Here is a 21,199-nt window from a genome sequence, read left to right as displayed (position 1 = left end):
AGGGGCGCGGCATGAGCATCACCACTGTCGGCCTCGATGCCGACGACACCCTCTGGCACAACGAGACGATCTTCCGCCTGACCCACGCGCGGTTCGTCGATCTTCTGGCCGACCACGGCGACGAGGCGACCATTGAGGCGCGCCTGGCCGAAACCGAGCAACGCAATCTGCGGCTCTATGGCTACGGCATCAAGGGCTTCACCCTGTCGATGATCGAGACGGCGATGGAGCTGACGAACGGCGAGGCTCCGCCCCATGTCGTGCGCGAGATCCTGGCCGCCGGTCGCGAGATGCTGGCCCACCCGGTCGAGACCCTGCCCGGCGTGGATGCAGTCGTCGCCGAACTGTCCGAAAAATACCGCCTGGTCCTGATCACCAAGGGCGACCTGCTGGATCAGGAGCGCAAGTTAGCGGCCTCAGGCCTGGGCGACCTGTTCAGCGCCGTCGAGATCGTCTCCGAAAAGGATCGCGCCACCTACGAACGGGTCTTCACCCGCCACGGCACCGGCCCGGCCGAGGCCGTCATGGCCGGCAACTCCATGAAGTCCGACGTCCTTCCCGCCATCGCCGCCGGCGCCTTCGGCGTCCACATCCCCTACCACGTCACCTGGGCCCACGAACTGGCCGATGCTCCCGTCGACGAGCCCCGCTACGTCTCCCTCGCCCGCATCGACGAACTCCCCGACTGGATCGCGGCGATCGCAGACGCTTAAGGTCTTGCCCCCTCGCCCCTCCCTCTCTAAACGGGCCGCTTAACCGACAAGCAGACGTGAGCGTCGCAGGGCCAGGCTCTGCGGGGACTTCTCGCGCGCCCAGAGAACGACAGAGAACGAAGGACGACGCACTCCCTTGGACGCCTCGGACATCCGTCATGACGAACGCGACGCCATGGTGCGCGCGGCGCTGGCCGAACAGGGCGACAGCGGCATGACGCCGCGCCATACGTTGTTCTACTTCTATGGCGAGGGCGACCACGGCGACCTGAACGAGGTCGCACGGCGCGCCGGCTTCCTGACGCGCGGCGCCGACGACATGACGGTGCTCGAAACGACCATGGCGGTGGACGAGGCGTCGTTTGCGGCGACCTCGGCCATGATGCAGACCTGGGCCGCGGCCTTCCAGCTGGAGTATGACGGCTGGGAATGCGCGGTCGTGACCCACTAGCGTTCAATAAGAAGAAGAGCTGGCGATGCCCAAGCGCACAGACATCAAGTCCATCCTCATCATCGGCGCCGGCCCGATCGTCATCGGCCAGGCGTGCGAGTTCGACTATTCCGGCGTTCAGGCGTGCAAGGCGCTGAAGGCGGAAGGCTATCGGGTCATCCTGGTCAACTCGAACCCCGCCACCATCATGACCGACCCGGAGGTGGCCGACGCCACCTATATCGAGCCGATCACGCCCGAGATGGTCGAGAAGATCATCGTCAAGGAAAAGCCTGACGCCCTGCTGCCGACCATGGGCGGCCAGACCGCGCTGAACACCGCCCTGGCCCTGCATGAATCCGGCGCCCTGGCCAAGCATGGGGTCGAGATGATCGGCGCCAAGGCTGAGGTGATCGACAAGGCCGAGGACCGTCAGAAGTTCCGTGACGCCATGGACAAGCTGGGACTGGAATCGCCCCGCTCCAAGGCCGCCCATTCGATGGAAGAGGCGCTGGAGGGGCTTGAGTTCGTCGGCCTGCCCGCCGTCATCCGCCCGTCCTTCACCCTGGCCGGCACCGGCGGCGGCATCGCCTTCAACCGCGAGGAGTTCGAGGAGATCGTCCTGCGCGGCCTGGACCTGTCGCCGACGACCGAGGTGCTGATCGAGGAATCGGTGCTGGGCTGGAAGGAATACGAGATGGAGGTCGTCCGCGACACGGCGGACAACTGCATCATCATCTGCTCCATCGAGAACGTCGATCCGATGGGGGTCCATACGGGCGACTCCATCACCGTCGCCCCCGCCCTGACGCTGACCGACAAGGAATATCAGCGAATGCGGACCGGCTCGATCAATGTGCTGCGCGAGATCGGCGTCGAGACGGGCGGCTCGAACGTGCAGTGGGCGATCAATCCCGCCGACGGCCGCATGGTCGTGATCGAGATGAACCCGCGCGTGTCGCGTTCGTCGGCGCTGGCGTCCAAGGCCACCGGCTTCCCCATCGCCAAGGTCGCGGCGCGTCTGGCGGTCGGCTACACCCTGGACGAGCTGACCAACGACATCACCCAGGTGACGCCGGCCAGCTTCGAGCCGTCGATCGACTATGTCGTCACCAAGATCCCGCGCTTCGCCTTCGAGAAATATCCGGGATCCGAGCCCCTACTGGGCACCTCGATGAAGTCGGTCGGCGAGGTGATGGCCATCGGCCGGACCTTCCAGGAATCGATGCAGAAGGCGCTGCGCGGGTTGGAGACGGGCCTGTCGGGCTTCGACGAGGTCGAGATCGAAGGGGTGGCCGGCGCCGAGGATGATGCGACCGCCCGCGCCGCCGTCGTGCGGGCGTTGGGCGTTCCAACCCCCGACCGCATCCGCGTTATCGCCCAGGCCTTCCGCCACGGCCTGACGGTCGAGGAGGTCAACGCCGCCTGCGCCTACGAGCCCTGGTTCCTGCGCCAGATCGCCGACATCGTGCGCGAGGAAGGCCATGTGCGCGTCAAGGGCCTGCCGACCGACCCGACCGAGTTCCGCCGGCTGAAGTCCAAGGGCTTCTCCGACGCCCGTCTGGCGCAGCTGACCGGCCAAAGCGAAAAATCCGTCCGGACCGTCCGTCGCGGCCTGAAGGTCCGCCCGGTGTTCAAGCGGATCGATACCTGCGCCGCCGAGTTCGCCAGCGCCACCGCCTATATGTATTCGACCTATGAGACCGGCGCGCTGGGCCAGATCCCTGAGTGCGAGTCCGAGCCGTCGGACAAGAAGAAGGCCATCATCCTGGGCGGCGGTCCGAACCGGATCGGCCAGGGGATCGAGTTCGACTACTGCTGCTGCCACGCGGCCTTCGCCTTCGACCAGATCGGCGTCGAGTCGATCATGGTCAACTGCAACCCCGAGACCGTCTCGACCGACTATGACACCTCCGACCGCCTGTATTTCGAGCCCCTCACGGCCGAGGATGTGCTGGAGCTGATCGAGGTCGAGCGTTCAAATGGCGAGCTGATCGGCTGCGTCGTCCAGTTCGGCGGCCAGACCCCGCTGAAGCTGGCCCACGCCCTGCAAGAGGACAACATTCCGGTCCTGGGCACCAGCGTCGACTCCATCGACCTGGCCGAGGATCGCGAACGCTTCCAGCAGATGCTGGAGGGCGTCGGCCTGCGCCAGCCGCCCAACGGCCTGGCCCGTTCGGCCGAAGAGGCAGCGAGGAAGGCCGAAGAGGTCGGCTATCCCGTCGTCCTGCGCCCCTCCTACGTTCTGGGCGGACGCGGCATGATGATCGTCCACGACCGCGAGCAACTGGACCGCTACGTCCACGAGGCGATGCGCGTCTCGGGCGACGATCCCGTCCTAATCGACCACTATCTGAACCGCGCCACCGAGGTCGATGTGGACGCCCTGTGCGACGACGAGACGGTCTTTGTCGCGGGCGTGCTGGAACATATCGAGGAAGCCGGCGTGCACTCGGGCGACAGCGCCTGCTCCATGCCGCCCTTCTCGCTGCGGCCAGAGATCGTGAACGAGCTGAAACGCCAGACCACGGAAATGGCCAAGGCCCTGAAGGTGCGCGGCCTGATGAACGTGCAGTTCGCCATCGAGGAGCCGCACAGCGAAGCCCCGCGCATCTTCGTGCTGGAGGTCAATCCGCGCGCCAGCCGCACGGCGCCCTTCGTGGCCAAGACCATCGGCCAGCCTATCGCCTCCATCGCCGCCAAGGTCATGGCCGGCGTGCCGCTGAAGTCGTTCGGTCTGACGGACAAGCCCTACGACCATATCGCGGTCAAGGAGGCCGTCTTCCCGTTCGCCCGCTTCGCCGGGGTGGACACCGTCCTGGGCCCGGAAATGCGTTCGACCGGCGAGGTCATGGGCTTGGACTTCAAGCGGCCGGGAGAGGCCGATATGGCCCCCGCCTTCGCCCGCGCCTTCGCCAAGTCCCAGATCGGCGGCGGGACCACCTTGCCGACCTCGGGCTGCGCCTTCATCTCGGTCAAGGACGAGGACAAGCCCTTCATCGTCGACGCCGCCAGGACGTTGCTGGCCGAAGGCTTCAGTCTGATGGCCACCGGCGGCACCCACGCCTATCTGGTCGAACAGGGGCTGGAGGTGAAACTGGTCAAGAAGGTGCTGGAAGGCCGCCCGCACATCGTGGACGCCATGAAGAACGGCGAGGTTCAGCTGGTCTTCAACACCACCTCGGGCAAGCAGTCGCTGCAGGACAGCTTCTCGCTGCGCCGCACCGCCCTGATGATGAAGATGCCCTACTACACCACCACCGCCGGCGCCCTGGCGGCGGCCCAGGCCATCGGCGCGATCAAGGCCGGCGACCTGGATGTGCGGGCGATCCAGGACTACTCCTGACGTTGACGAAATCTCCGGTTTTCGGCCGCACGCTGCGAGGATGTAGCGGCCGAACACCGGAGATACGCCGATGTCCAATCTCGACCTCGCCCTGATCGCCATCCTGTGCGGCGAAGTATTGGGGTTTCTCGCCTTCGCCAGGGACAAGCGGCGCGCCAGGGTCGGCCTGTGGCGCACGCCGGAGTCCACGTTGTTACTGTTCGGCCTGATCGGCGGGCTGGGCGCGTGGATGGGTCAGCACATCCTGCGCCACAAGACGCGCAAGGAGCCGTTCAGGACGCAGTTCGGCCTGATCGTCCTACTCCACCTGATCCTGCTGGCGGGCGGCGCCGCCTGGGTCATTCTGTAGCGCGACCGTCCTCGCCTGCCCGATCTTCGCCCGCCACGATCCGGGTCGCGGCCAGGTCGGCGGTGACGTTGCCGACGGTGCGGAAGATGTCGGGGATGACCTCGACCGCCAGCAGCAGCGGCAGCACGCCCAGCGGCAGGCCCATGGCCAGGCAGATGGGGCCGATGGCGGCGAAGAAGCTGACCTGGCCCGGTAGGCCCACCGAGGCGATGGACACGGCGATGGCCGTCAGCCCGCCGGCGATCAGCACGCCGAGCCCCAACTCCACCCCGTGCAACTGCGCCACATAGAGACAGACCGCCAGGTTGGCGACCGGGCTGGTGATGCGGAACACCGCCACCGCCAGCGGCAGAACGAGGCCGGCGGAGGTTTGCGGCACGCCCAGCCAGTCGCGCGCGCGCTCGATCATCACCGGCAGGCTGGCCAGCGACGACTGGGTCGAGACGGCGACGACCTGGGCCGGGGCCACGGCGCGCGCGAAACGACCCAGCGAAATCCGCCCCCACACGATCGCCACGACATAGATGATCAGGATCAGGCCGATCTGGCTCAGGCAGACGATGGCGACATAGTGGGCCAGCGTCCCCGCCACCCCCAGGCCCGCGCGCAAACCCACGCCCAGCGCCAGGGCGAACACGCCGAACGGCGCCGCCAGCAGCACCCAGTGGACGATGACCACCATGGTCTCGGCCACCGCCTCGAAGAAGCCCGCCAGCGGCCGACGCAGTTCGGCCTTGATCCGCGTCGCGGCGAAGCCGAAGGCGACGGCGAAGACCACGACCGCCAGCACCCCGTCATCGGACGCCGCCTTGATGACATTGGCCGGCGCCAGACTGGCGAGGAAGGCGCGCAGGCCGTCGGTGCGCGCCGCCTCGCCCACGGTCGCCAGGGATTCGGCGCTGACGCCCGCCAGCAGCCCACGCCCCGCCTCCGGATCGATCGGCCAGACCGCCAGCAGGCCCAGGCCCGCCAGGATCGCATAGATCGTCGCCCCGACCAGCAGCACGCCGAACACCACCAGCGACCGCACCGCAATCCGTCCCGTCGCCGCCGCATCGGCGATCGACACGATGCCGGTGACCAGCAGGCTGAACACGAGGGGAATGACCGTCATGCGCAGGGCGTTCAGCCACACTTGGCCCAGGCTCTCGACCACGCCCAAGGCGCCGGTCAGCCAGGCGGCCTGCGACCCCTGCGCCAGGGCGCCGACGACGACGCCGGCGACCAGGGCCGCGATGACGAAAAAGCTCAGGGAGGTGAAGAAGGCGGCGATGCGGGATTGGCTCATGCCCTTAGCGCTAGCACCGCTTGGCGCATCGCGCGCGCCAAACCTTCTGTCGATCGCTGACAGTTCATGTCGTCGCAGGGCGAACCCCGGTCGCACAAAGCGCGTTGATGCGACGAAAGGAACTCCATCATGTCCCGTCTGCACAAGCTCGTTCCCCTCCTCGGCAGCCTGCTGCTCTCCAAAGGCGGCCGTCGCGTCGCCGGACGCCACGCCGGCAAACTGGCCCTGGCGACCCTGGCTTATGAGGTGTGGCGCAGCCGGCGCGAGGGCGCCAAGCCCAAGGTCACTCCGCAACCGCGCGGACGCTGGAGCGGTCGCCGTCCGCGCTGAGGCCGCAATCGCCGCTCGACTTCTGGGGCGGCGTTGCGAATAGTCACGCCTCGCCCCCACCCCGGAGCCGACCCATGATCAAAGTCCACCATCTGAACGACAGCCGCTCGCAACGCGTCCTGTGGCTGCTCGAAGAGCTGGGCCTCGACTATGAGGTCGTGCGCTACGAACGAAACCCCGGCAACCGACTGGCCCCGCCCGAACTGCTGGCGATACACCCGCTGGGCAAGTCGCCGGTCATCGAGGACGGCGCGGTCAAGGTCGCAGAGACCGGGGCCATCGTCGAATATCTGCTCGATACCTACGGCCAAGGCCGCCTGCGTCCGGCGATGGGAACCGAGGACGGCCGTCGGTTCACCTATTGGCTGCACTATGCCGAGGGGTCGGCCATGCCGCCCCTGCTGCTGAAGCTGGTCTTCAGCATGTTGCCGCGCCGCGCCCCCGCTCTGCTGAAACCCATCGTCAATGGCGTCGCCAACAAGGCGATCGCCAGTTTCGTCGACCCGCAACTGCGCACCCATGTCGGCTTTTGGGAAGACGAACTGGGCCGCTCGGAATGGTTCGCGGGCGATCAGTTCACCGCCGCCGACATCATGATGAGCTTTCCGGTCGAGGCGGGCGCCGACCGCGCCTTCGATGCCGAGACCAAGCCCCGTTTGAAGGCCTTCCTGAACCGCATCCATGCACGGCCCGCCTATCAGCGCGCGCTCGAACGCGGCGGTCCCTACAGCTACGCGTGATCGGATCGTGATCGCGACGGCGCAACCCGCCGTGGTCGAGGGCGTTAAGGTCTCATGCGCCTTCAAACCATTCAGATCGTGGCCGGACTGGCTGCGGCCGTCGCCTTCGTCCTCGCCTTCATGGCGGCAGGAGCCGCCTTGATTTCCGGCATCTTCATGCTCGCCGGCCTCGCCGCCGTGGGTTGGCTGGCCTACAGCCTCATCAAGGGCGTCCTCCGGCGCGACCACAAGCCCGAACCGCCGGCCCGCGCCTGAGGGGTCAACCGGGGCGGGCGTTACGCTCTTGAATTGCTGAGCGAGAAACCCTAGTCTTGATGCCCGGCCGCGCCCGCCCCGCGGCCTTTTGTGTGCTTATCTCGCGTCTTTCCAGTCTCCGGGCGAACCAGAAAAATCACGACACAATGGAAAAAGTGCCGATGACGGCCGAGGGCTACCGCGTCCTCGACGATCAACTGAAGCAATTGAAGTCGGTCGAAAGGCCGAGCGTGATCGCCGCCATTTCTGAGGCGCGTGAGCACGGCGACCTGTCCGAAAACGCCGAATACCATGCCGCCAAGGAGCGTCAGGGCTGGATCGAAGGCCAGATCGCCGAGATCGAGGACAAGATCAGCCGCGCCCAGGTCATCGACGTGTCCAAACTGTCGGGCAGCCAGGTCAAGTTCGGCGCCACGGTCACCGTGGTGGACGAAGACACCGAGGAAGAGGCCACCTATCAGATCGTCGGCGAACACGAAGCCGATGTGAAGAAGGGCAAGATCTCGATCGCTTCGCCGATCGCGCGCGCCATGATTTCCAAGGAGGTCGGCGACGTCGTGGAGGTCAACACCCCCGGCGGCGTGAAGGCGTACGAGATCCTCAAGGTCGAGTGGAAGTAACAGTGGCGGGGGCGGCGTCCGCGCGCCCCCTCTCTCCCGATCCCTTGGCCATCTGGGTCGTCTCCGACGGCCGCGCCGGCATCGAGAATCAGGCCCTGGGTCTCGCCGAGGCCGTTCAGCGCCTGACCCCGGCCGAAATCACGATCAAACATATCCGCTGGCGGCCGATCTTCGACCGCCTCCCGTCGGCGTTGAAGACCCCGGCGATGCTGGCGTCCGCGCCGCTGACCGGCCCCTGGCCCGATCTGTGGATCGCCACGGGTCGCGCGACCCTGCCGCTGTCGACCCGCATCAAGGCCTGGAGCGGCGGCAAGACCTTTATCGTTCAGACCCAGGATCCCCGCTGGGCCAACGACCGCTACGACCTGATCGTCGCCCCCGCCCATGACGGTCTGTCGGGCGACAATGTCTTCGAGATCACCGGCTCGCCCCACCGCATCACGCCGCAGCGGATCGCCCAGGCCGCACCCGCCTTCGCCGACCGGATCGCCCCACTGCCCCATCCGCGCATCGCGGTGCTGATCGGCGGCAAGTCCAAGGCCTTCGACCTGCCCCCCGCCCATGCGGCTGAACTGGCCGACCAGATCGCCGACGCCGTACGAGCATCCGGCGGCGCACTGATGCTGACCTTCTCACGCCGGACGCCCGATGCCGCCAAGGCCGTCATGACGGCGCGCCTTTCGGACCTGCCGGGCTGGATTTGGGATGGGACAGGCGAAAATCCCCTGTTCGGCTTCCTGCATTTCGCCGATCACATCCTGGTCACCGAGGACAGCGCCAACATGGCGGCCGAGGCCGCCTCCACCGGCAAGCCGGTCCATGTCCTGCCGATGATCCCGCTGAAGGCCGGCGACAAGTTCGCCCACCTGCACGACGACCTGCAATCGCGCGGCGCCACCCGTCCGTTCGACGGCGCGCTGGACGGCTGGACCTACGAGCCGCTGGCCGAGACCGACCGCGCCGCGCGCGCCGTTCTGGAAGCGATGCAGACGCGATAGCGAGACCCACGTCCGTTCCTGACGCCGTCACGCCCTAAGGTGACGACCGTCAACAGCAGGCCTTCTAAGAACGGTTCGCAAAAATCTGCACAAAAGTGCACAAAAAGATTCTGAAACGGCCTTTTCAGTCGCCGCCACCCCCGCCGCCGCCGTCACAGCCGCTGTCCGCGCTGCAGTCAGAGTCGCTGGGCTGGGACGTATCCGATGACGGCATGATGGCGCCGCCGTCCGATCCGCCGCCCTTTTTGGCCTTCATGTTCGCCGCCCCCATCAGAGCCACGCCGAACCCTGATCCGATGGCCGTGCCCAGAGCGAGACCCAGGCCAACGTTGTCCAACGCCACGCCCAGCGCCACGCCGATTGACAGGCCCAGACCGATCCCAATCGGCAAGAAGGCCGCGTTCTTGTTCGTCATCCCCATCTCCCCTTCATGTCGGGCGAGACTAGCATCGCGCAAACGGGAATCACCGCCTAAATAGGGGCCATGACCCAAGCTCGTACCGTTCGCGTCGCCATCATCGGTTCCGGTCCCGCCGGCTGGACCGCCGCCATCTACGCCGCCCGCGCCTCGCTGAACCCCGTCGTCATCGCTGGCATCCAGCCGGGCGGCCAGCTGACCATCACCACCGACGTCGAGAACTATCCCGGCTTCGCCGACACCATCCAGGGCCCGTGGCTGATGGAGCAGATGCAGGCCCAGGCCCTGCATGTCGGAACCGAGGTCATCCACGACATCGTCGTCTCCGCCGACCTGTCGCAACGGCCGTTCCGCCTGACGCTGGACAGCGGCGAGGAGATGCTGGCCGAGACCGTCATCATCTCCACGGGCGCCCAGGCCAAATGGCTGGGGCTTGAGAGCGAGGCCGCCTATCAGGGCTTTGGCGTCTCGGCCTGCGCGACCTGCGACGGCTTCTTCTATCGCGGCAAGGAAGTCGTGGTCGTGGGCGGCGGCAACACCGCCGTCGAAGAGGCGCTGTTCCTGACCAACTTCGCCTCCAAGGTCACGGTCGTTCACCGCCGCGACGAGTTTCGCGCCGAGAAGATCCTGCAGGACCGGCTGTTCGCCCACCCCAAGGTCGAGGTGATCTGGAACTCGGCGATCGAGGAGATCGTCGGCGTTGTGGACGGCATGGCCAAGAACGTCACCGGCGTTCGGCTCAAGAACGTCCAGGACGGCTCGACCCGGGAAATCCCCGCCGACGGCGTCTTCATCGCCATAGGTCACGCCCCGTCGTCGGAACTGTTCAAGGGCCAGCTCGAGACCAACGCCGGCGGCTATCTGAGGGTCAAGCCCGGCACCGCCTCGACCGAGATCGAAGGCGTCTGGGCCGCCGGCGACGTGACGGACGACGTCTATCGCCAGGCGGTGACCGCCGCCGGCATGGGCTGTATGGCCGCCCTGGAAGTCAGCCGCTTCCTCGCCGAAGAGGACCACGCCAAGGCTCACCACCCCATCAGCCACGCCGAGGCGGAGAAGATCGGGGTCTGGTGACCCCGATCCTGCGCGATCAGTAGGCCGAGGCCTCCGTCAGTTCCGCCAGATCCTCATCTGACAGCCTAAGCGTCGCCGCCTTGAGCGTGTCAGCCAGTTGTTCGGTCGAGGTGGCGCTGACGATCGGGGCCGTGACGCCCGGCTGGGCCAGCAGCCAGGCCAAGGCGACCTGGGCGGGCGTGGCCTCGTTCTTCTGAGCCACCGCGTCGAGAACCGCCAGGATGCGCACGCCGCGCTCGTCGAACTTGTCCTTCAGCATGCCCTCGCGCTTGGTCCCGGCGATCTGATCGACGGTCTTGTATTTGCCGGTCAGGAAGCCGCTCTCCAGGCTGAAGTAGGTGATGACGCCCAGGCCCTTCTGGACGGCCAGATCCTGCAACCCGCCCTCGAACGTATCGCGGCTGTAGAGGTTGTAGTGCGGCTGAATCGTCGCATAGGCGGCCAAACTCTCGCGCTGCGAGATGTCCAAAGCCTCGGACACCTGCTCGGCCGAATGGTTGGACGTGCCGATGGCGCGCACCTTGCCGGCCTGCACCAGCTTGTCCAGCGCGCGCAGCGTCTCCTCCTGCGGCGTCTTCGGATCGGGCCAGTGGGTCTGATACAGGTCGATATAGTCGGTCTGGAGCCGGCGCAGCGACGCCTCGACCGCCGTCTCGATCCAGCCGGGCGACAGGTCGTTGTGGCCCTGCCCCATGTCCGATCCGACCTTGGTCAGGATCTTCACGTCGTCGCGCCGGCCGCGCGCCTTCAGCCACTTGCCGATGATCGTCTCGCTTTCCCCGCCGGAGTGGCCCGGAACCCAGCGCGAATAGGCGTCGGCGGTATCGATGGCGTCAAAGCCGGCCTCGACAAAGGCGTCCAGCAGGGCGAATGACGTCGCCTCGTCCGCCGTCCATCCGAAGACGTTGCCGCCGAACACCAGGGGGGCGATGTCCAGGCCGCTGGAGCCGAGCTTGCGTTTGGAAAGGGTCGTCATGGGGAGGTCTCCTCTGGGGGAGCCCTCGACATATGCCGCATCGCTGCGACCGCAACCGCCCCGGCGGCGGTTAGCCGAAGAGTTGAAGACCCGGAGGCGCGTAATCGACCGGTTGGCCCTGACGCCGACGCAGGGCATAGTCCACGGCGGTCTGGACGGCATGCTCGTCCGTCGGCTTGGACAGCACGCCGATGGTGCCGGCGACGCCCTCGCGCACCATGCCGGGATTGGCCGTCATGAACAGGACGGAGACGCCCATGTCCTGGCCCAGTTCCCGACCCAGATTGATCCCTGTCGGACCATCGGAAAGGTGGATGTCGACCAGGGCCAGATCGACGTCGTTCTCGCGCACCAGATCGCGCGCGGCCTGTGCGGTCGCGGCGACGCCCAGAACCTCGTGACCGAGATCCTCCAGGACGAACCTGAGCTCCATCGCAACGAGAGCTTCGTCTTCGATGATGAGGATACGCGCAGTCATGGCTCGATCGGGGGTTCGGGAACGTACGTAACGTCAGTGTGAGGGATAGGTTTCAATAGAGGACTAATTTGAATACCCGCCTGCCGCGCGTCGCCTGGACAAGGCCGTCGCCGGCAGATCCACGATGACCTGAAGACCCTCTGGTCGCCATGCGCGCGACAACCGACCGCCCAGCTGTCCCTCGACCGACAGACTGGCCAGCGAGGAGCCGAAGCCGGTGCGCTGCGGCATGCCCTGGATGACCGGACCGCCCGTTTCCGACCAGGTCAGGACGAAGCGATCCTCCTGTCGTTCCGTGTCGAGCGTCACGACGCCTCCGCGCTCGGACAGGGCGCCGTATTTGGCGGCGTTGGTCGCCAGCTCATGGAACAGCAGAGCCACGGAAGTCGCCGCCTGGTCGTCGAAGACGGCGTCCTCGCCCCGGATGACGACGCGCGCGCCGCCCGTCTCGTCCGTATAGGCCTTGAACAGGTCGGACAGGAAGGAATGCAGCGTCGTCGCACCGATCGTGGTCTTGGACGTTTCGGTGTGCGGTCGCACGAACTCATGCGCCCGGGCCAGAGCGGCGATGCGTGTGTGCAGCGAGGCGGCAAACGCCTTGGCCTCCGGATACTGGCGCGCCGACAAGGCGACCAGGGCTGTGACCACGGCGAAGATGTTCTTGATCCGGTGGCTCAGCTCCTGGCTGACCAGCTCGCGGCCCTGCTCCAGCCGCTTCAGTTCATCGATGTCGGTGCAGGTGCCGAACCACCGCGTGATCTGCCCGTCTTCGTCACGGATCGCCACCGCACGTCCCAGCGTCCAGCGATAGACGCCGCTATTATGCTTCAGGCGGTATTCGATTTCGTAGGGCTCGCCCGTCTCAAGCGAGTGACGCCAGGCTGTCCAAGCCCGCTCCTGATCGTCCTTGTGGAACATATCGTTCCAACCTTCGCCGTCCGTGGAGCCGACCGGCACGCCGGTGAACTCATACCAACGCGCGTTGTAGTAATCGTGGAAACCGTCGGGCTGGGTGGACCATACCATCTGCGGCATGGCGTCGGCCAAAACCCGAAACCGGGTCTCGCTTTCACTGAGAGCACGAGCGGTTTCGGCCAAATCCGTCTCGATGGTCTTGCGCTCAGTGATGTCCACCGCGACGCCGGGGAAGCGGATCGGCTTACCCTCCGCGTCGAAATAAACCTGCCCGCGCGCCAGAACCCAACGCACGTCATCGCCCTGGCCCAGACGATATTCGCTGACGAAGGCGCCGTCGCCCGTCAGGGCCCGGTCGATCTCGTCGGCGACGCGCTGGGCGTCGTCGGGGTGAACGTTGCTTGTGAAAACCTCGATGGCCGCGCCCTCGCGCGCCGCTTCGGGATTCACGCCATACATCCGCGCAAAGCGTTCGTCGGCGATCACGCGGTTCTCAGGAATGTCCCAGTCCCAGGCCCCGACATAGGCCGAGGCCTCCATCGCCAGCCGCGCGGTGCGGTCGCTGAGGTCACGGTCCAACAAGGCGCGACGCAGCTCCAGTTGCGTCATCACCTGTTGCGCCAGGGTCTTGAGCGCCATCAACTGAAGCTCGGTCAGACCTTGCGGGCGCGGCGTGTCATCCAAAACGCATAGGGCGCCCAGCGGCACGCCGTCGGGCGTCCTCAGCGGATAGCCGGCATAGAAACGGATGTGCGGCGGGCCCGTCACCAGGTCATTGTCGATGAAGCGGTCATCCTGGATCGCGTCGGGGATGACCATGACGTCGTCGCCCAGCATGGCGTGGGCGCAGAACGACAGCGGGCGCGGCGTTTCGCGCACGCCCAGACCGACCTCGGACTTGAACCACTGACGCTGGGAGTCGACTAGACTGACGGCGGCCATCGGCGCTTCGCAGATGCGCGCGGCGAGCGACGCCAGATCATCGAACGACCCTTCAGGCGTCGTGTCCAGCACGCCGTAGCTCGTCAGGGCCTTCAGACGGTCGGCTTCGTCCCACCTCGGACAATCGACTTCGGGGTGGGTCAAGCAGGCGTCCTCGCTGGGCCGGTCAGGCCCGGCCATCGACATCAATGCTCGGAGTGACGAAGCGTTGCAATGCTGGATGTCAGTTCGCGGGGCGACCGACTTCCTCCACATCCATTGTCGTGACGCCCGCCGGGGCCGGAGCGGCCGGTTTTGTGGCGGCTGCGGGCCGCTCCAGGGCGTTCAGACGCGCGTTGATGGCGGCGACTTCGTCACGCGTCGGCAGGCGACGACCGCCCAGACTGACCACGCCGACGACCCGCTGCTGACCATCGATCTCGACCGTCTTCAACGGCGCGTCCTTGACCGGCGCATCGGGATCGGCGCCGCCGGTTGCAGAGCCGGCCGCGATCGTCATGCGCGGACGCGAGAAGCGCGCCTCGTCGATCGCCGGCTCGCGCCCATTATAGGTTTTGCGGAAGGCGGCCGTTTCGCCATAGACGCCCTTCCAACGATAGAAGATGTGCGCGCCGATCTGCGTCACCTTGGCCACCGTCGGCGCCCACCAGGGATGCACATAGTCGGCGTGATAGTGGGTGGCGGTGCCGACGTCCTGAGCCACGGCGCCGTTCAGCGCCCGCTCTGCGACCTTGCGCGCCCGGTCCCACGCCCAGCCGACCGGCGCCTGGCCCAGCGAGCCGTCGCAGGTGAAGCTGAACTGACAGCCGGTGACGCGTTCGGCGCCCTCGAACACCACGCCGCAGACGGTGTTGGCGTAGTTCGGATCGCGCACGCGGTTCAGGACCACCTGAGCCACGCCCGCCTGGCCATTGTCCGGCTCCAGCGCCGCCTCGTAATAAACGGCCTGGGTCAGGCAGCGCAAAGCCCGCCTGCGATCCTCGGCGCTACCCTTGAACACGAACGGCAAGGCGGGACGCAGCGCGCCTGACGCGGGCGCCATGGCCGCGTTCAGACGTTGGGCCTCAAGGCCGCTCTTACCCAATTCCAGACCCGGCTTTCCGGCCAGCGTCAGGCTCTCCCAACCCGGCGTCAGCCCGTAGAGGGCCGGCTGCAGAAGGTTGGGATCATGCCGCATGGCGACGGCCAGCTGCGACGGGGTCAGACGCCCCTTGATCGCCGCCAACCCGCCCACGCCGAGATCGCCGCCGGTGATGCGCGAGACCGCCTCAGCGGTCCGGTCCATATCGGCACGCACGCTAGACCCTGCCGCCATGGCGACGCCCAGCACCGCGCCGGCCGCGGGCAAGGCCGCCGCCGAACGCCGCAGCGCCTTCCACATCGTCTTCCAGGGCAACCGGGTCATTCAGGGTCCAACAGCCGCGATCGGCGCAACGGCCTTTCGCTGAGATCGCGCGTTTAGTCCGACTTATAGGCCATTTTCCGGCGCCACGACGACCGCCGTTATCGCACCCCTTTGCGCGTCAGGGGTGGTCGCCCCAAACGCAAGGTGTAAAGCTATGTTCCAGCGGCGCAAACGCGTCGCTGGTGGGGCGAACCGACGATATGAGCGCAGGCGGATCGAAAGGGCGGATCGCAGGCATGGATCGCTGGCTGGTCGGCCTGGCGCGCTTGCCCGCGACCTCTGCGTCGCGTCGTCTTTTGATCGGGATCGGCATCGCGCTCGCCGGGCTGGCGATCCGGGCGGCGGCGTCGCCGCTGTATGGCGAGGTGACCGGCTTCACCATCCTGTTGCCGGCGGTGACATTGGCGGCTCTGGCGGCCGGCTGGACCGGCGCCATGGCGGCGCTTTTGGTCTGCACCGGCGGCGGCTGGGCGATCGTCGCCCTGACGGCGACCGGTCGCGATGGCGTGCTTGACGCCATCGGCGGTGCGGCGACCTGGAACTTCGTTCTGGTCGGCCTGTTCTTCGCGTTGGTGGGTGCATCGCTGCGCAAGGCCCTGTCGCGGCTGGGCGAAAGCGAGACCCGGTTCCGCGAGCTGGCCGATACCGCCCCCTCGCCGATCTGGCTGCTGGACGCCAAGGGCGAGTTCGAGTTCGTCAACGCCGCCGTCTTCGCCTTGCATGGGCTGGACATCGAGGCGTTGCGCGAAGGCGGCTGGAAGACAGCCGTGCACCCCGACGATCTGGAAACCGTAAAGGCGGCCGAGAAGGCCGGCGCGGCTGATCGCAAACCCTTCCAGATGGAGGCGCGCGTTCAAGGACAGGACGGCGTCTGGCGCTGGATGCGGGCCGCCGTGCGTCCGCGCTTCGATGGGCAAGGCGCCTTCGTCGGCTATGCCGGCATTTCCTTCGACGTGACCGAAACCCGTGAGGCGCTGGATGCCGCAGCGCGCGCCGCGCGACGTCAGGCCTTTCTGCTGGATCTCAGCGACCGGCTGCGTGATCTAACCGATCCCGAAGACATCATGGCCGATGTGGAGAGCACGCTCGGCGCCCTGCTGGATGTCGACCGGGTGGGCTATGGCGAGGTGGATCAGGCGGCAGGCGTCGTGTCCATGAGCCGCGACTGGACCGCCGGCGTCGAAAGCGCTCAGGGTCAGTTCAGCCTGAACGCCTTTGGCGAGGGTCTGATCGCGGACCTGAACGCAGGCCGCACCATTCAGATTTCAGATGTGCGCGAGGATCCTCGCACGGCGGCGGTCGCCGACGCCTTCGACGCCATCCAGACCCGCGCCCTGGTGCGCGCGCCGCTGATCCGCACCGGTCGCTTGCGCGCGTTCCTCTATGTCCACTCCGCGACCCCGCGCGACTGGACCGAGGCTGAGGTCAGCCTTGTCGAGGAGGTCGCCGCGCGCACCTGGGCCGAGGTCGAGCGCGCCCGCGCGGAAAACGAGACCCGTGAGAGCGAGCAGCGCTTCCGCGCCATCGCCGACACCGCCCCGGTTCTGATCTGGGTCACGAAACAGGATCGGACGCGCGCCTTCGTCAACCGCGCCTATGTCGATTTCCATGGCTCGGACTATCAGACCGTTCTCAACCTGGATTGGCGCGACGTGCTGCATCCTGAGGATCAGGCGCGCATTCTGGCGGAGTCCGTGAATGGAGAAGCGACGCGCGAGCCCTTTTCGATGGAGGCGCGCTATCGCCGTCACGATGGCGAATGGCGCTGGCTGAAATCCTTCTCCCGCCCCCGTCTGGCGGGTCAGGAGGTTGTCGGCTTCGTGGGCGTGGCGTTCGACGTGACGGACATGCGCACGGCCCAGGCGCGACTGGAGGAATCCGAGAACCGCTTCCGCACCGTCGCCGACAGCGCGCCCGCCCTGATCTGGATGAGTGACGACGCCGCTCAGATGGTGTTCGCCAACAGGCGCTATCGCACCTTCTTCGGCGTGGAGGCCGATGCGCACCTGCCCGACAGCTGGCGACGCCTGATCCACCCGGACGATGAAGGGGTCTTCGCCGCCGCCTTCATGCGCGCCTTCGAGGCCCGGGATCGGTTCGAGGCGCTGACGCGGATCAATCATCCGACCCTCGGCCCGCGCTGGCTGCGGACCGAAGGCGTGCCGCGCTTCGACGCCTCGGGCCTTTTCCAGGGTTATGTGGGCGCCTGTCTGGATGTGACCGACGCCAAGCGGGCCGAAGACGACCTCAAACGCATCAATGAACTGCTGGAAGAACGGGTCGACGAGGCCCTGATCGAAAAGGCCCAGGCCGAGGCGCAACTGGTCCACGCCCAGCGGATGGAGGCCGTCGGGCGGCTGACCGGCGGGGTCGCGCACGACTTCAACAACCTGCTGACCGTGGTGATCGGCGCCTTGGACATCATCTTGCGCAGCGAGGATGCGGCCAAGCGCAAGAAGCTGGGCGAGGCGGCGCTGGCGGCGGCGCGACGGGGCGAGAGCCTGACGCACCAGTTGCTGGCCTTCTCGCGTCGTCAGGCGCTGCGGCCCGAGCCGATCGATCTCAACGCCCTCATCCGCGAGAGCGAACCGCTGCTGCGTCGGGCCGTCGGCGAGGCGGTGGACTTCAAGGTCAAGCTGAAGCGCGGCGGCGCGCCCGCCAATGTCGATCCGGCCCAGTTCGAAGCCGCGCTGCTGAACCTGATCGTCAATGCGCGCGACGCCCTGGGCGATGTGACCGGGGCCAAGGGTCGCCAGGCCCGCATCACCGTGCAGACGCGGGCCTGCACCGTCGAGGCCGGACAGATCGCCGAACTGTCGGCCGGCGACTACGTCTGCGTCAGCGTCGCCGACAACGGCGAAGGCATGTCGCCGGACATCCGCGACCGGGTGTTCGAACCCTTCTTCACCACCAAGGGCGTCGGCAAGGGGACGGGCTTGGGGCTGAGCCAGGTCTATGGGTTCGCGCGGCAGTCGGGCGGCGGCGTCCAGATCATCTCCGAGCCGGGCCGTGGGGCCAAGATCTGCATCTTCCTGCCGCCGCTGTCGGCGGAGGCCGCCGCGATGACGTCGAACATGTTGGCCGCCGATGGGGCCCCCTTGGTCCAGGGCGGGCGCATGTTGCTGGTCGAGGACGACGCGGGCGTGGCCGCCATCGCGCTGGAAATCCTGGAAGGCTTCGGGCTGGAGGTCGACTGGGCCGAGACGGGCGACGATGCGTTGAAGTTCCTTCAGGCCGACGACTTCGATCTGATGCTGACCGACGTGGTGATGCCCGGCGGCATGAGCGGGATCGAACTGGCGCGCGAGGCGGCGGCGCGCTGGCCGGATCTGCGGATCGCCCTGACCTCGGGCTACGTCGGCGAAGACGTGGATGCGGTGCTGGCCGACACGGTCTGGCCGCTGCTGAGAAAACCCTATTCGTCGGACCAGTTGCGCGCCCTGCTGGAACGCCTAAGCGCTGCTCCGGCGATCTGACAGCCAAAGAAAAACGCGCCGCAGCGATGCGACGCGTCGATCTGTCTGGAGCTGCAGCTGGATTTAGCGGCGGGCCTTGCGGGCGGCGTAGCGTGCGTCGCGCTTGGCCTTCTGCTCTTCCTTGGTCAGTTGCTTGCGCGCCTTGCGGTCGGCGCGCTTCTCGGCGTCGATCTCTTCCTGGGCGGCGAGTTCGGCGGCCAGACGCGCGGCTTCCTTTTCAGCCTTCTCGCGACGCAGCTCGGCCTTGGCCAGTTCGTGCTGTTGACGCAGGGCTTCCTTTTCGGCGGCGCGCTTTTCGGCCAGCAGCTCGAACTCGGGATCGGGCGCGGCGGCCTTGGGCTTGAATTTGGCGAGCAGGGCCTTCTTGGCCTCTTGCTGGGCGGTAATGCGGTCGGAGAATCCGGTCTTCAGATCTTTCATGCGAAAGCGTCAGGGTTCCTTGTGAGCGACCAGGGCGGTCGTCGGGGGTCAGGCTGCGCCACGCACGGCCCGAAGCGGGGCGCACAAAGCCGATAAGCGCGCGAAAATCAAGGTTCGCAGCCCGCAAATCGGCCTGATGCGTCATTTGAAGCGTCGCGGCGGCGCGGCCGCAACACCTCAATCAGATAAGCGACGCGGCCCGTATCGCAAGCGCGGCGATAAGAGCGTGCGTCGATCAAGGCGGTCTTAGTTCGGCTTTTGCGCCTGACCGACAGCCGTTCCGGCCGCGCCGCCAACGGCGGCCCCGACCGGCCCGCCGACGACCGCGCCGGCGATGGCGCCGCTGGCGGCCTTCTGCTCGATGGTGGTGCCGCAGGCGGACAGGGCGAGCGCCGCCGCAGCGGCTGCGGTCAGGGTTATGATTTTTGTCATGGGCTTCTCTCCAAAGGCCACGCTTCAACGCAAACGCCGCACAGCGGTTCCTGGCTTGGGTTCTAGTTGCGTGGACACTCCAGGCCACATTTCTAAACAGATTTGATATGTACGTTTTAGTCTGTCGCGCTGCAACATATCTACAGATAACAAGTCTCACTGTAGTCGGATACAGTATTCAAGCGATAGATTTATCCGACCTTGCCGGTTTGCAGCCACACAGGGCGCCGAGACTAAAAAATGCCCACCGAAATCGACGCGTTAACCATAGGATTGCGAATCGAACACATTGAGGCCATAAAAGGCTGGCTAAAGGCCCGTCCTCGACGCCCGGGCCAGTGAGCCGAGCGCCGGAATTTGCAGGCTGGACCGCGACCGCAATGGGTCGCCTTGCCGGCAAGACTACCCCGGGGGCCGCGTTTCTCGCCCTGCTGAACAGGACTACCTCGTTGTCGCATTCCTCGCAGACGCGCGCCATTTTGCGCGCCGATCGTGTGGCCAAGATCAAGCCCATGACGGCGGCTGCAGCCTTTGGCGGTCTGTTGGGACTGGCGATCGGATGCGCCTATCTGGGCGGCACGACGGCGCGCGCGACGACGCTGCGCGCCCAGGCCGAACGGATTCAGGGCGCCACCGCCGCCGGTTTCACGGAAGAAGCCCTTGCCGCCGCCGCCGGCGGCCTCGACGCCAGCGCCCTGACCATCGCGCGCCGTCATGATCCCTACACCAGCGCGGGCTCGGCCCAGCGCGATCGACAGGCCGAACTGCTGGCCGCTCGTCTCGAACAACTCCGCGCGCCGGGCGATCCCAATCTTCGCCGCGCCAGCCTGACCGCACCGACCGCCGCGCCCGCCTTCCGCGTGGCCAACGCCCTGGACGCCAGCCGCGATCTCGATTGCCTGACCCAGGCCGTCTATTACGAAGCCCGTGGCGAAGGCGCCGACGGCATGAAGGCCGTGGCTCAGGTGGTCCTGAACCGCGTGCGCCACCCCGCCTTCCCCAAGACCGTCTGCGGCGTCGTCTTCCAGGGCGCGGCGCGCAGCACCGGTTGCCAGTTCTCCTTCACCTGCTCCGGCGCGATGCGCGGCCGGGTCAATCAGGCCGCCTGGAACCGCGCCAGGACCGTGGCCTCGAACGCCATGTCGGGGTCGGTCTTCTCGCGCGTCGGCAATGCGACCCATTTCCACACCACCGCCGTGACGCCGGGCTGGCGTTCGTCGCTGGTGCAGGTCAGCCAGGTCGGCAGCCATCTGTTCTATCGCTTCGGCGGCCGTTCGAGCAGCGGCGGCACCTTCACCTATGCCGCCCGTCGCGCGGCGCCGGCGGACCAGCCGCGCCTGATCCAGGCCGGCCTGAACCCGGTCGAGACCGCGCGTCAGGCCGGACAGGCGGTCGCCTATTCGATGGTGCTCGCGCAGGAAGGTCGCGCCCTGCCCGCGCCGGCGGCCCAGTCGACGACGTCTTCGCCTGCCGCCACACGCGCCGCCGCGTCCCAGCCGGCTTCCCGCCCCGCACGGGCGAACGACACGCCGGCCAAGACCGACGTCGCCGAGACGGCCTCCAGCCCCGCTTGATCGGCGGAGGCCTGCAAGCG

19 protein-coding genes and 1 pseudogene are annotated in these 21,199 nt (G+C 67.0%); 12 read left to right on the top strand and 8 right to left on the bottom strand.

Features of this window, described 5'->3' with window-relative positions; translation table 11 throughout:
• The first annotated feature begins 11 nt into the window (after positions 1-11).
• The 4 genes from ABIB58_RS04685 to ABIB58_RS04670 all read left to right on the top strand — a co-directional run bounded on the left by ABIB58_RS04685 (position 12) and on the right by ABIB58_RS04670 (position 4,838).
• Positions 12-713, top strand: a complete 702-nt coding sequence (locus tag ABIB58_RS04685) for an HAD family hydrolase (RefSeq protein WP_045809842.1) — start codon at positions 12-14, stop codon at positions 711-713.
• 136 nt (positions 714-849) lie between these two features.
• A complete protein-coding gene (locus tag ABIB58_RS04680; RefSeq protein ID WP_354039337.1) occupies positions 850-1,164 on the top strand; it encodes a ribonuclease E inhibitor RraB in 315 nt (104 codons plus the stop codon).
• Positions 1,165-1,189: 25 nt separating this feature from the next.
• Complete coding sequence (gene carB, locus ABIB58_RS04675) at positions 1,190-4,489, top strand: carbamoyl-phosphate synthase large subunit (RefSeq protein ID WP_354039335.1); 3,300 nt, start codon at positions 1,190-1,192, stop codon at positions 4,487-4,489.
• A gap of 70 nt (positions 4,490-4,559) precedes the next feature.
• Entirely contained in the window at positions 4,560-4,838 is a 279-nt protein-coding gene (locus tag ABIB58_RS04670; protein WP_354039333.1) for a DUF1294 domain-containing protein, read from the top strand.
• On the opposite strand, the gene ABIB58_RS04665 is transcribed toward ABIB58_RS04670, so the two are convergent.
• Positions 4,828-6,126: a dicarboxylate/amino acid:cation symporter gene (locus tag ABIB58_RS04665; RefSeq protein ID WP_354039331.1), complete on the bottom strand. Its 1,299-nt coding sequence runs from the start codon at positions 6,124-6,126 to the stop codon at positions 4,828-4,830. The two genes, ABIB58_RS04670 and ABIB58_RS04665, sit on opposite strands and share 11 nt — an antisense overlap.
• A 129-nt stretch (positions 6,127-6,255) precedes the next feature.
• On the opposite strand from ABIB58_RS04665, the gene ABIB58_RS04660 reads away from it, so the two are divergent.
• The 5 genes from ABIB58_RS04660 (at position 6,256) to ABIB58_RS04640 (ending at position 9,069) form a co-directional block, all read left to right on the top strand.
• The gene (locus ABIB58_RS04660; protein WP_336978893.1) at positions 6,256-6,456 is read left to right on the top strand and encodes a cysteine protease; all 201 of its coding nucleotides are present in this window, start codon (positions 6,256-6,258) and stop codon (positions 6,454-6,456) included.
• Positions 6,457-6,530: 74 nt separating this feature from the next.
• A complete protein-coding gene (locus tag ABIB58_RS04655; protein WP_045809838.1) occupies positions 6,531-7,196 on the top strand; it encodes a glutathione S-transferase family protein in 666 nt (221 codons plus the stop codon).
• A gap of 54 nt (positions 7,197-7,250) precedes the next feature.
• Positions 7,251-7,451 (top strand): hypothetical protein, encoded by a 201-nt coding sequence (locus tag ABIB58_RS04650; protein WP_045809837.1) that lies wholly within the window; start codon positions 7,251-7,253, stop codon positions 7,449-7,451.
• A gap of 146 nt (positions 7,452-7,597) precedes the next feature.
• Complete coding sequence (gene greA / locus ABIB58_RS04645) at positions 7,598-8,071, top strand: transcription elongation factor GreA (protein ID WP_017504734.1); 474 nt, start codon at positions 7,598-7,600, stop codon at positions 8,069-8,071.
• On the top strand, positions 8,062-9,069 hold the full coding sequence (locus tag ABIB58_RS04640; RefSeq protein WP_197070968.1) for a mitochondrial fission ELM1 family protein: 1,008 nt from the start codon (positions 8,062-8,064) through the stop codon (positions 9,067-9,069). The genes greA and ABIB58_RS04640 overlap by 10 nt, the downstream gene beginning before the upstream one ends.
• Positions 9,070-9,193: 124 nt before the next feature.
• Here ABIB58_RS04640 and ABIB58_RS04635 read toward each other — a convergent pair whose 3' ends face one another.
• Complete coding sequence (locus ABIB58_RS04635) at positions 9,194-9,484, bottom strand: glycine zipper domain-containing protein (RefSeq protein WP_354039327.1); 291 nt, start codon at positions 9,482-9,484, stop codon at positions 9,194-9,196.
• Positions 9,485-9,553: 69 nt separating this feature from the next.
• Between ABIB58_RS04635 and trxB the strand changes: the two genes are divergently transcribed.
• Positions 9,554-10,561: a thioredoxin-disulfide reductase gene (trxB, locus tag ABIB58_RS04630; RefSeq protein WP_045809834.1), complete on the top strand. Its 1,008-nt coding sequence runs from the start codon at positions 9,554-9,556 to the stop codon at positions 10,559-10,561.
• Positions 10,562-10,577: 16 nt separating this feature from the next.
• On the opposite strand, the gene ABIB58_RS04625 is transcribed toward trxB, so the two are convergent.
• The 4 genes and pseudogenes from ABIB58_RS04625 to ABIB58_RS04610 all read right to left on the bottom strand — a co-directional run bounded on the left by ABIB58_RS04625 (position 10,578) and on the right by ABIB58_RS04610 (position 15,277).
• Positions 10,578-11,537, bottom strand: a complete 960-nt coding sequence (locus ABIB58_RS04625; RefSeq protein WP_354039324.1) for an aldo/keto reductase — start codon at positions 11,535-11,537, stop codon at positions 10,578-10,580.
• Positions 11,538-11,607: 70 nt separating this feature from the next.
• Positions 11,608-12,030: pseudogene (locus ABIB58_RS04620) on the bottom strand (response regulator); the annotation flags it as partial.
• A 48-nt stretch (positions 12,031-12,078) separates the two neighbouring features.
• Positions 12,079-14,016, bottom strand: a complete 1,938-nt coding sequence (locus ABIB58_RS04615) for a PAS domain-containing protein (RefSeq protein WP_354039323.1) — start codon at positions 14,014-14,016, stop codon at positions 12,079-12,081.
• 79 nt (positions 14,017-14,095) lie between these two features.
• Positions 14,096-15,277, bottom strand: coding sequence for a cell wall hydrolase (locus tag ABIB58_RS04610; RefSeq protein WP_354039321.1), 1,182 nt, complete (start codon positions 15,275-15,277; stop codon positions 14,096-14,098).
• A 236-nt stretch (positions 15,278-15,513) separates the two neighbouring features.
• Here ABIB58_RS04610 and ABIB58_RS04605 point away from each other — a divergent pair, with 236 nt between their 5' ends.
• Complete coding sequence (locus ABIB58_RS04605; protein ID WP_354039319.1) at positions 15,514-18,753, top strand: PAS domain S-box protein; 3,240 nt, start codon at positions 15,514-15,516, stop codon at positions 18,751-18,753.
• Positions 18,754-18,816: 63 nt separating this feature from the next.
• Here ABIB58_RS04605 and ABIB58_RS04600 read toward each other — a convergent pair whose 3' ends face one another.
• Together ABIB58_RS04600 and ABIB58_RS04595 are read right to left on the bottom strand one after the other, a co-directional pair.
• Positions 18,817-19,173, bottom strand: coding sequence for a DUF6481 family protein (locus tag ABIB58_RS04600; protein WP_045809829.1), 357 nt, complete (start codon positions 19,171-19,173; stop codon positions 18,817-18,819).
• 246 nt (positions 19,174-19,419) lie between these two features.
• The gene (locus ABIB58_RS04595; RefSeq protein WP_045809828.1) at positions 19,420-19,605 is read right to left on the bottom strand and encodes a hypothetical protein; all 186 of its coding nucleotides are present in this window, start codon (positions 19,603-19,605) and stop codon (positions 19,420-19,422) included.
• A gap of 449 nt (positions 19,606-20,054) precedes the next feature.
• On the opposite strand from ABIB58_RS04595, the gene ABIB58_RS04590 reads away from it, so the two are divergent.
• Positions 20,055-21,179 carry a cell wall hydrolase gene (locus ABIB58_RS04590; RefSeq protein WP_082064342.1) on the top strand — a complete coding sequence of 375 codons (1,125 nt, stop codon included), beginning with the start codon at positions 20,055-20,057 and terminating at the stop codon, positions 21,177-21,179.
• Positions 21,180-21,199: the final 20 nt, after the last annotated feature.

The sequence above is a fragment of the Brevundimonas sp. UYEF29 genome (assembly GCF_040546195.1).
GTDB classification, from domain to species: Bacteria; Pseudomonadota; Alphaproteobacteria; order Caulobacterales; family Caulobacteraceae; genus Brevundimonas; species Brevundimonas huaxiensis.
The sequence above is the reverse complement of the archived record's forward strand: the minus strand, read 5'-3'. Positions and strand labels throughout refer to the sequence as shown.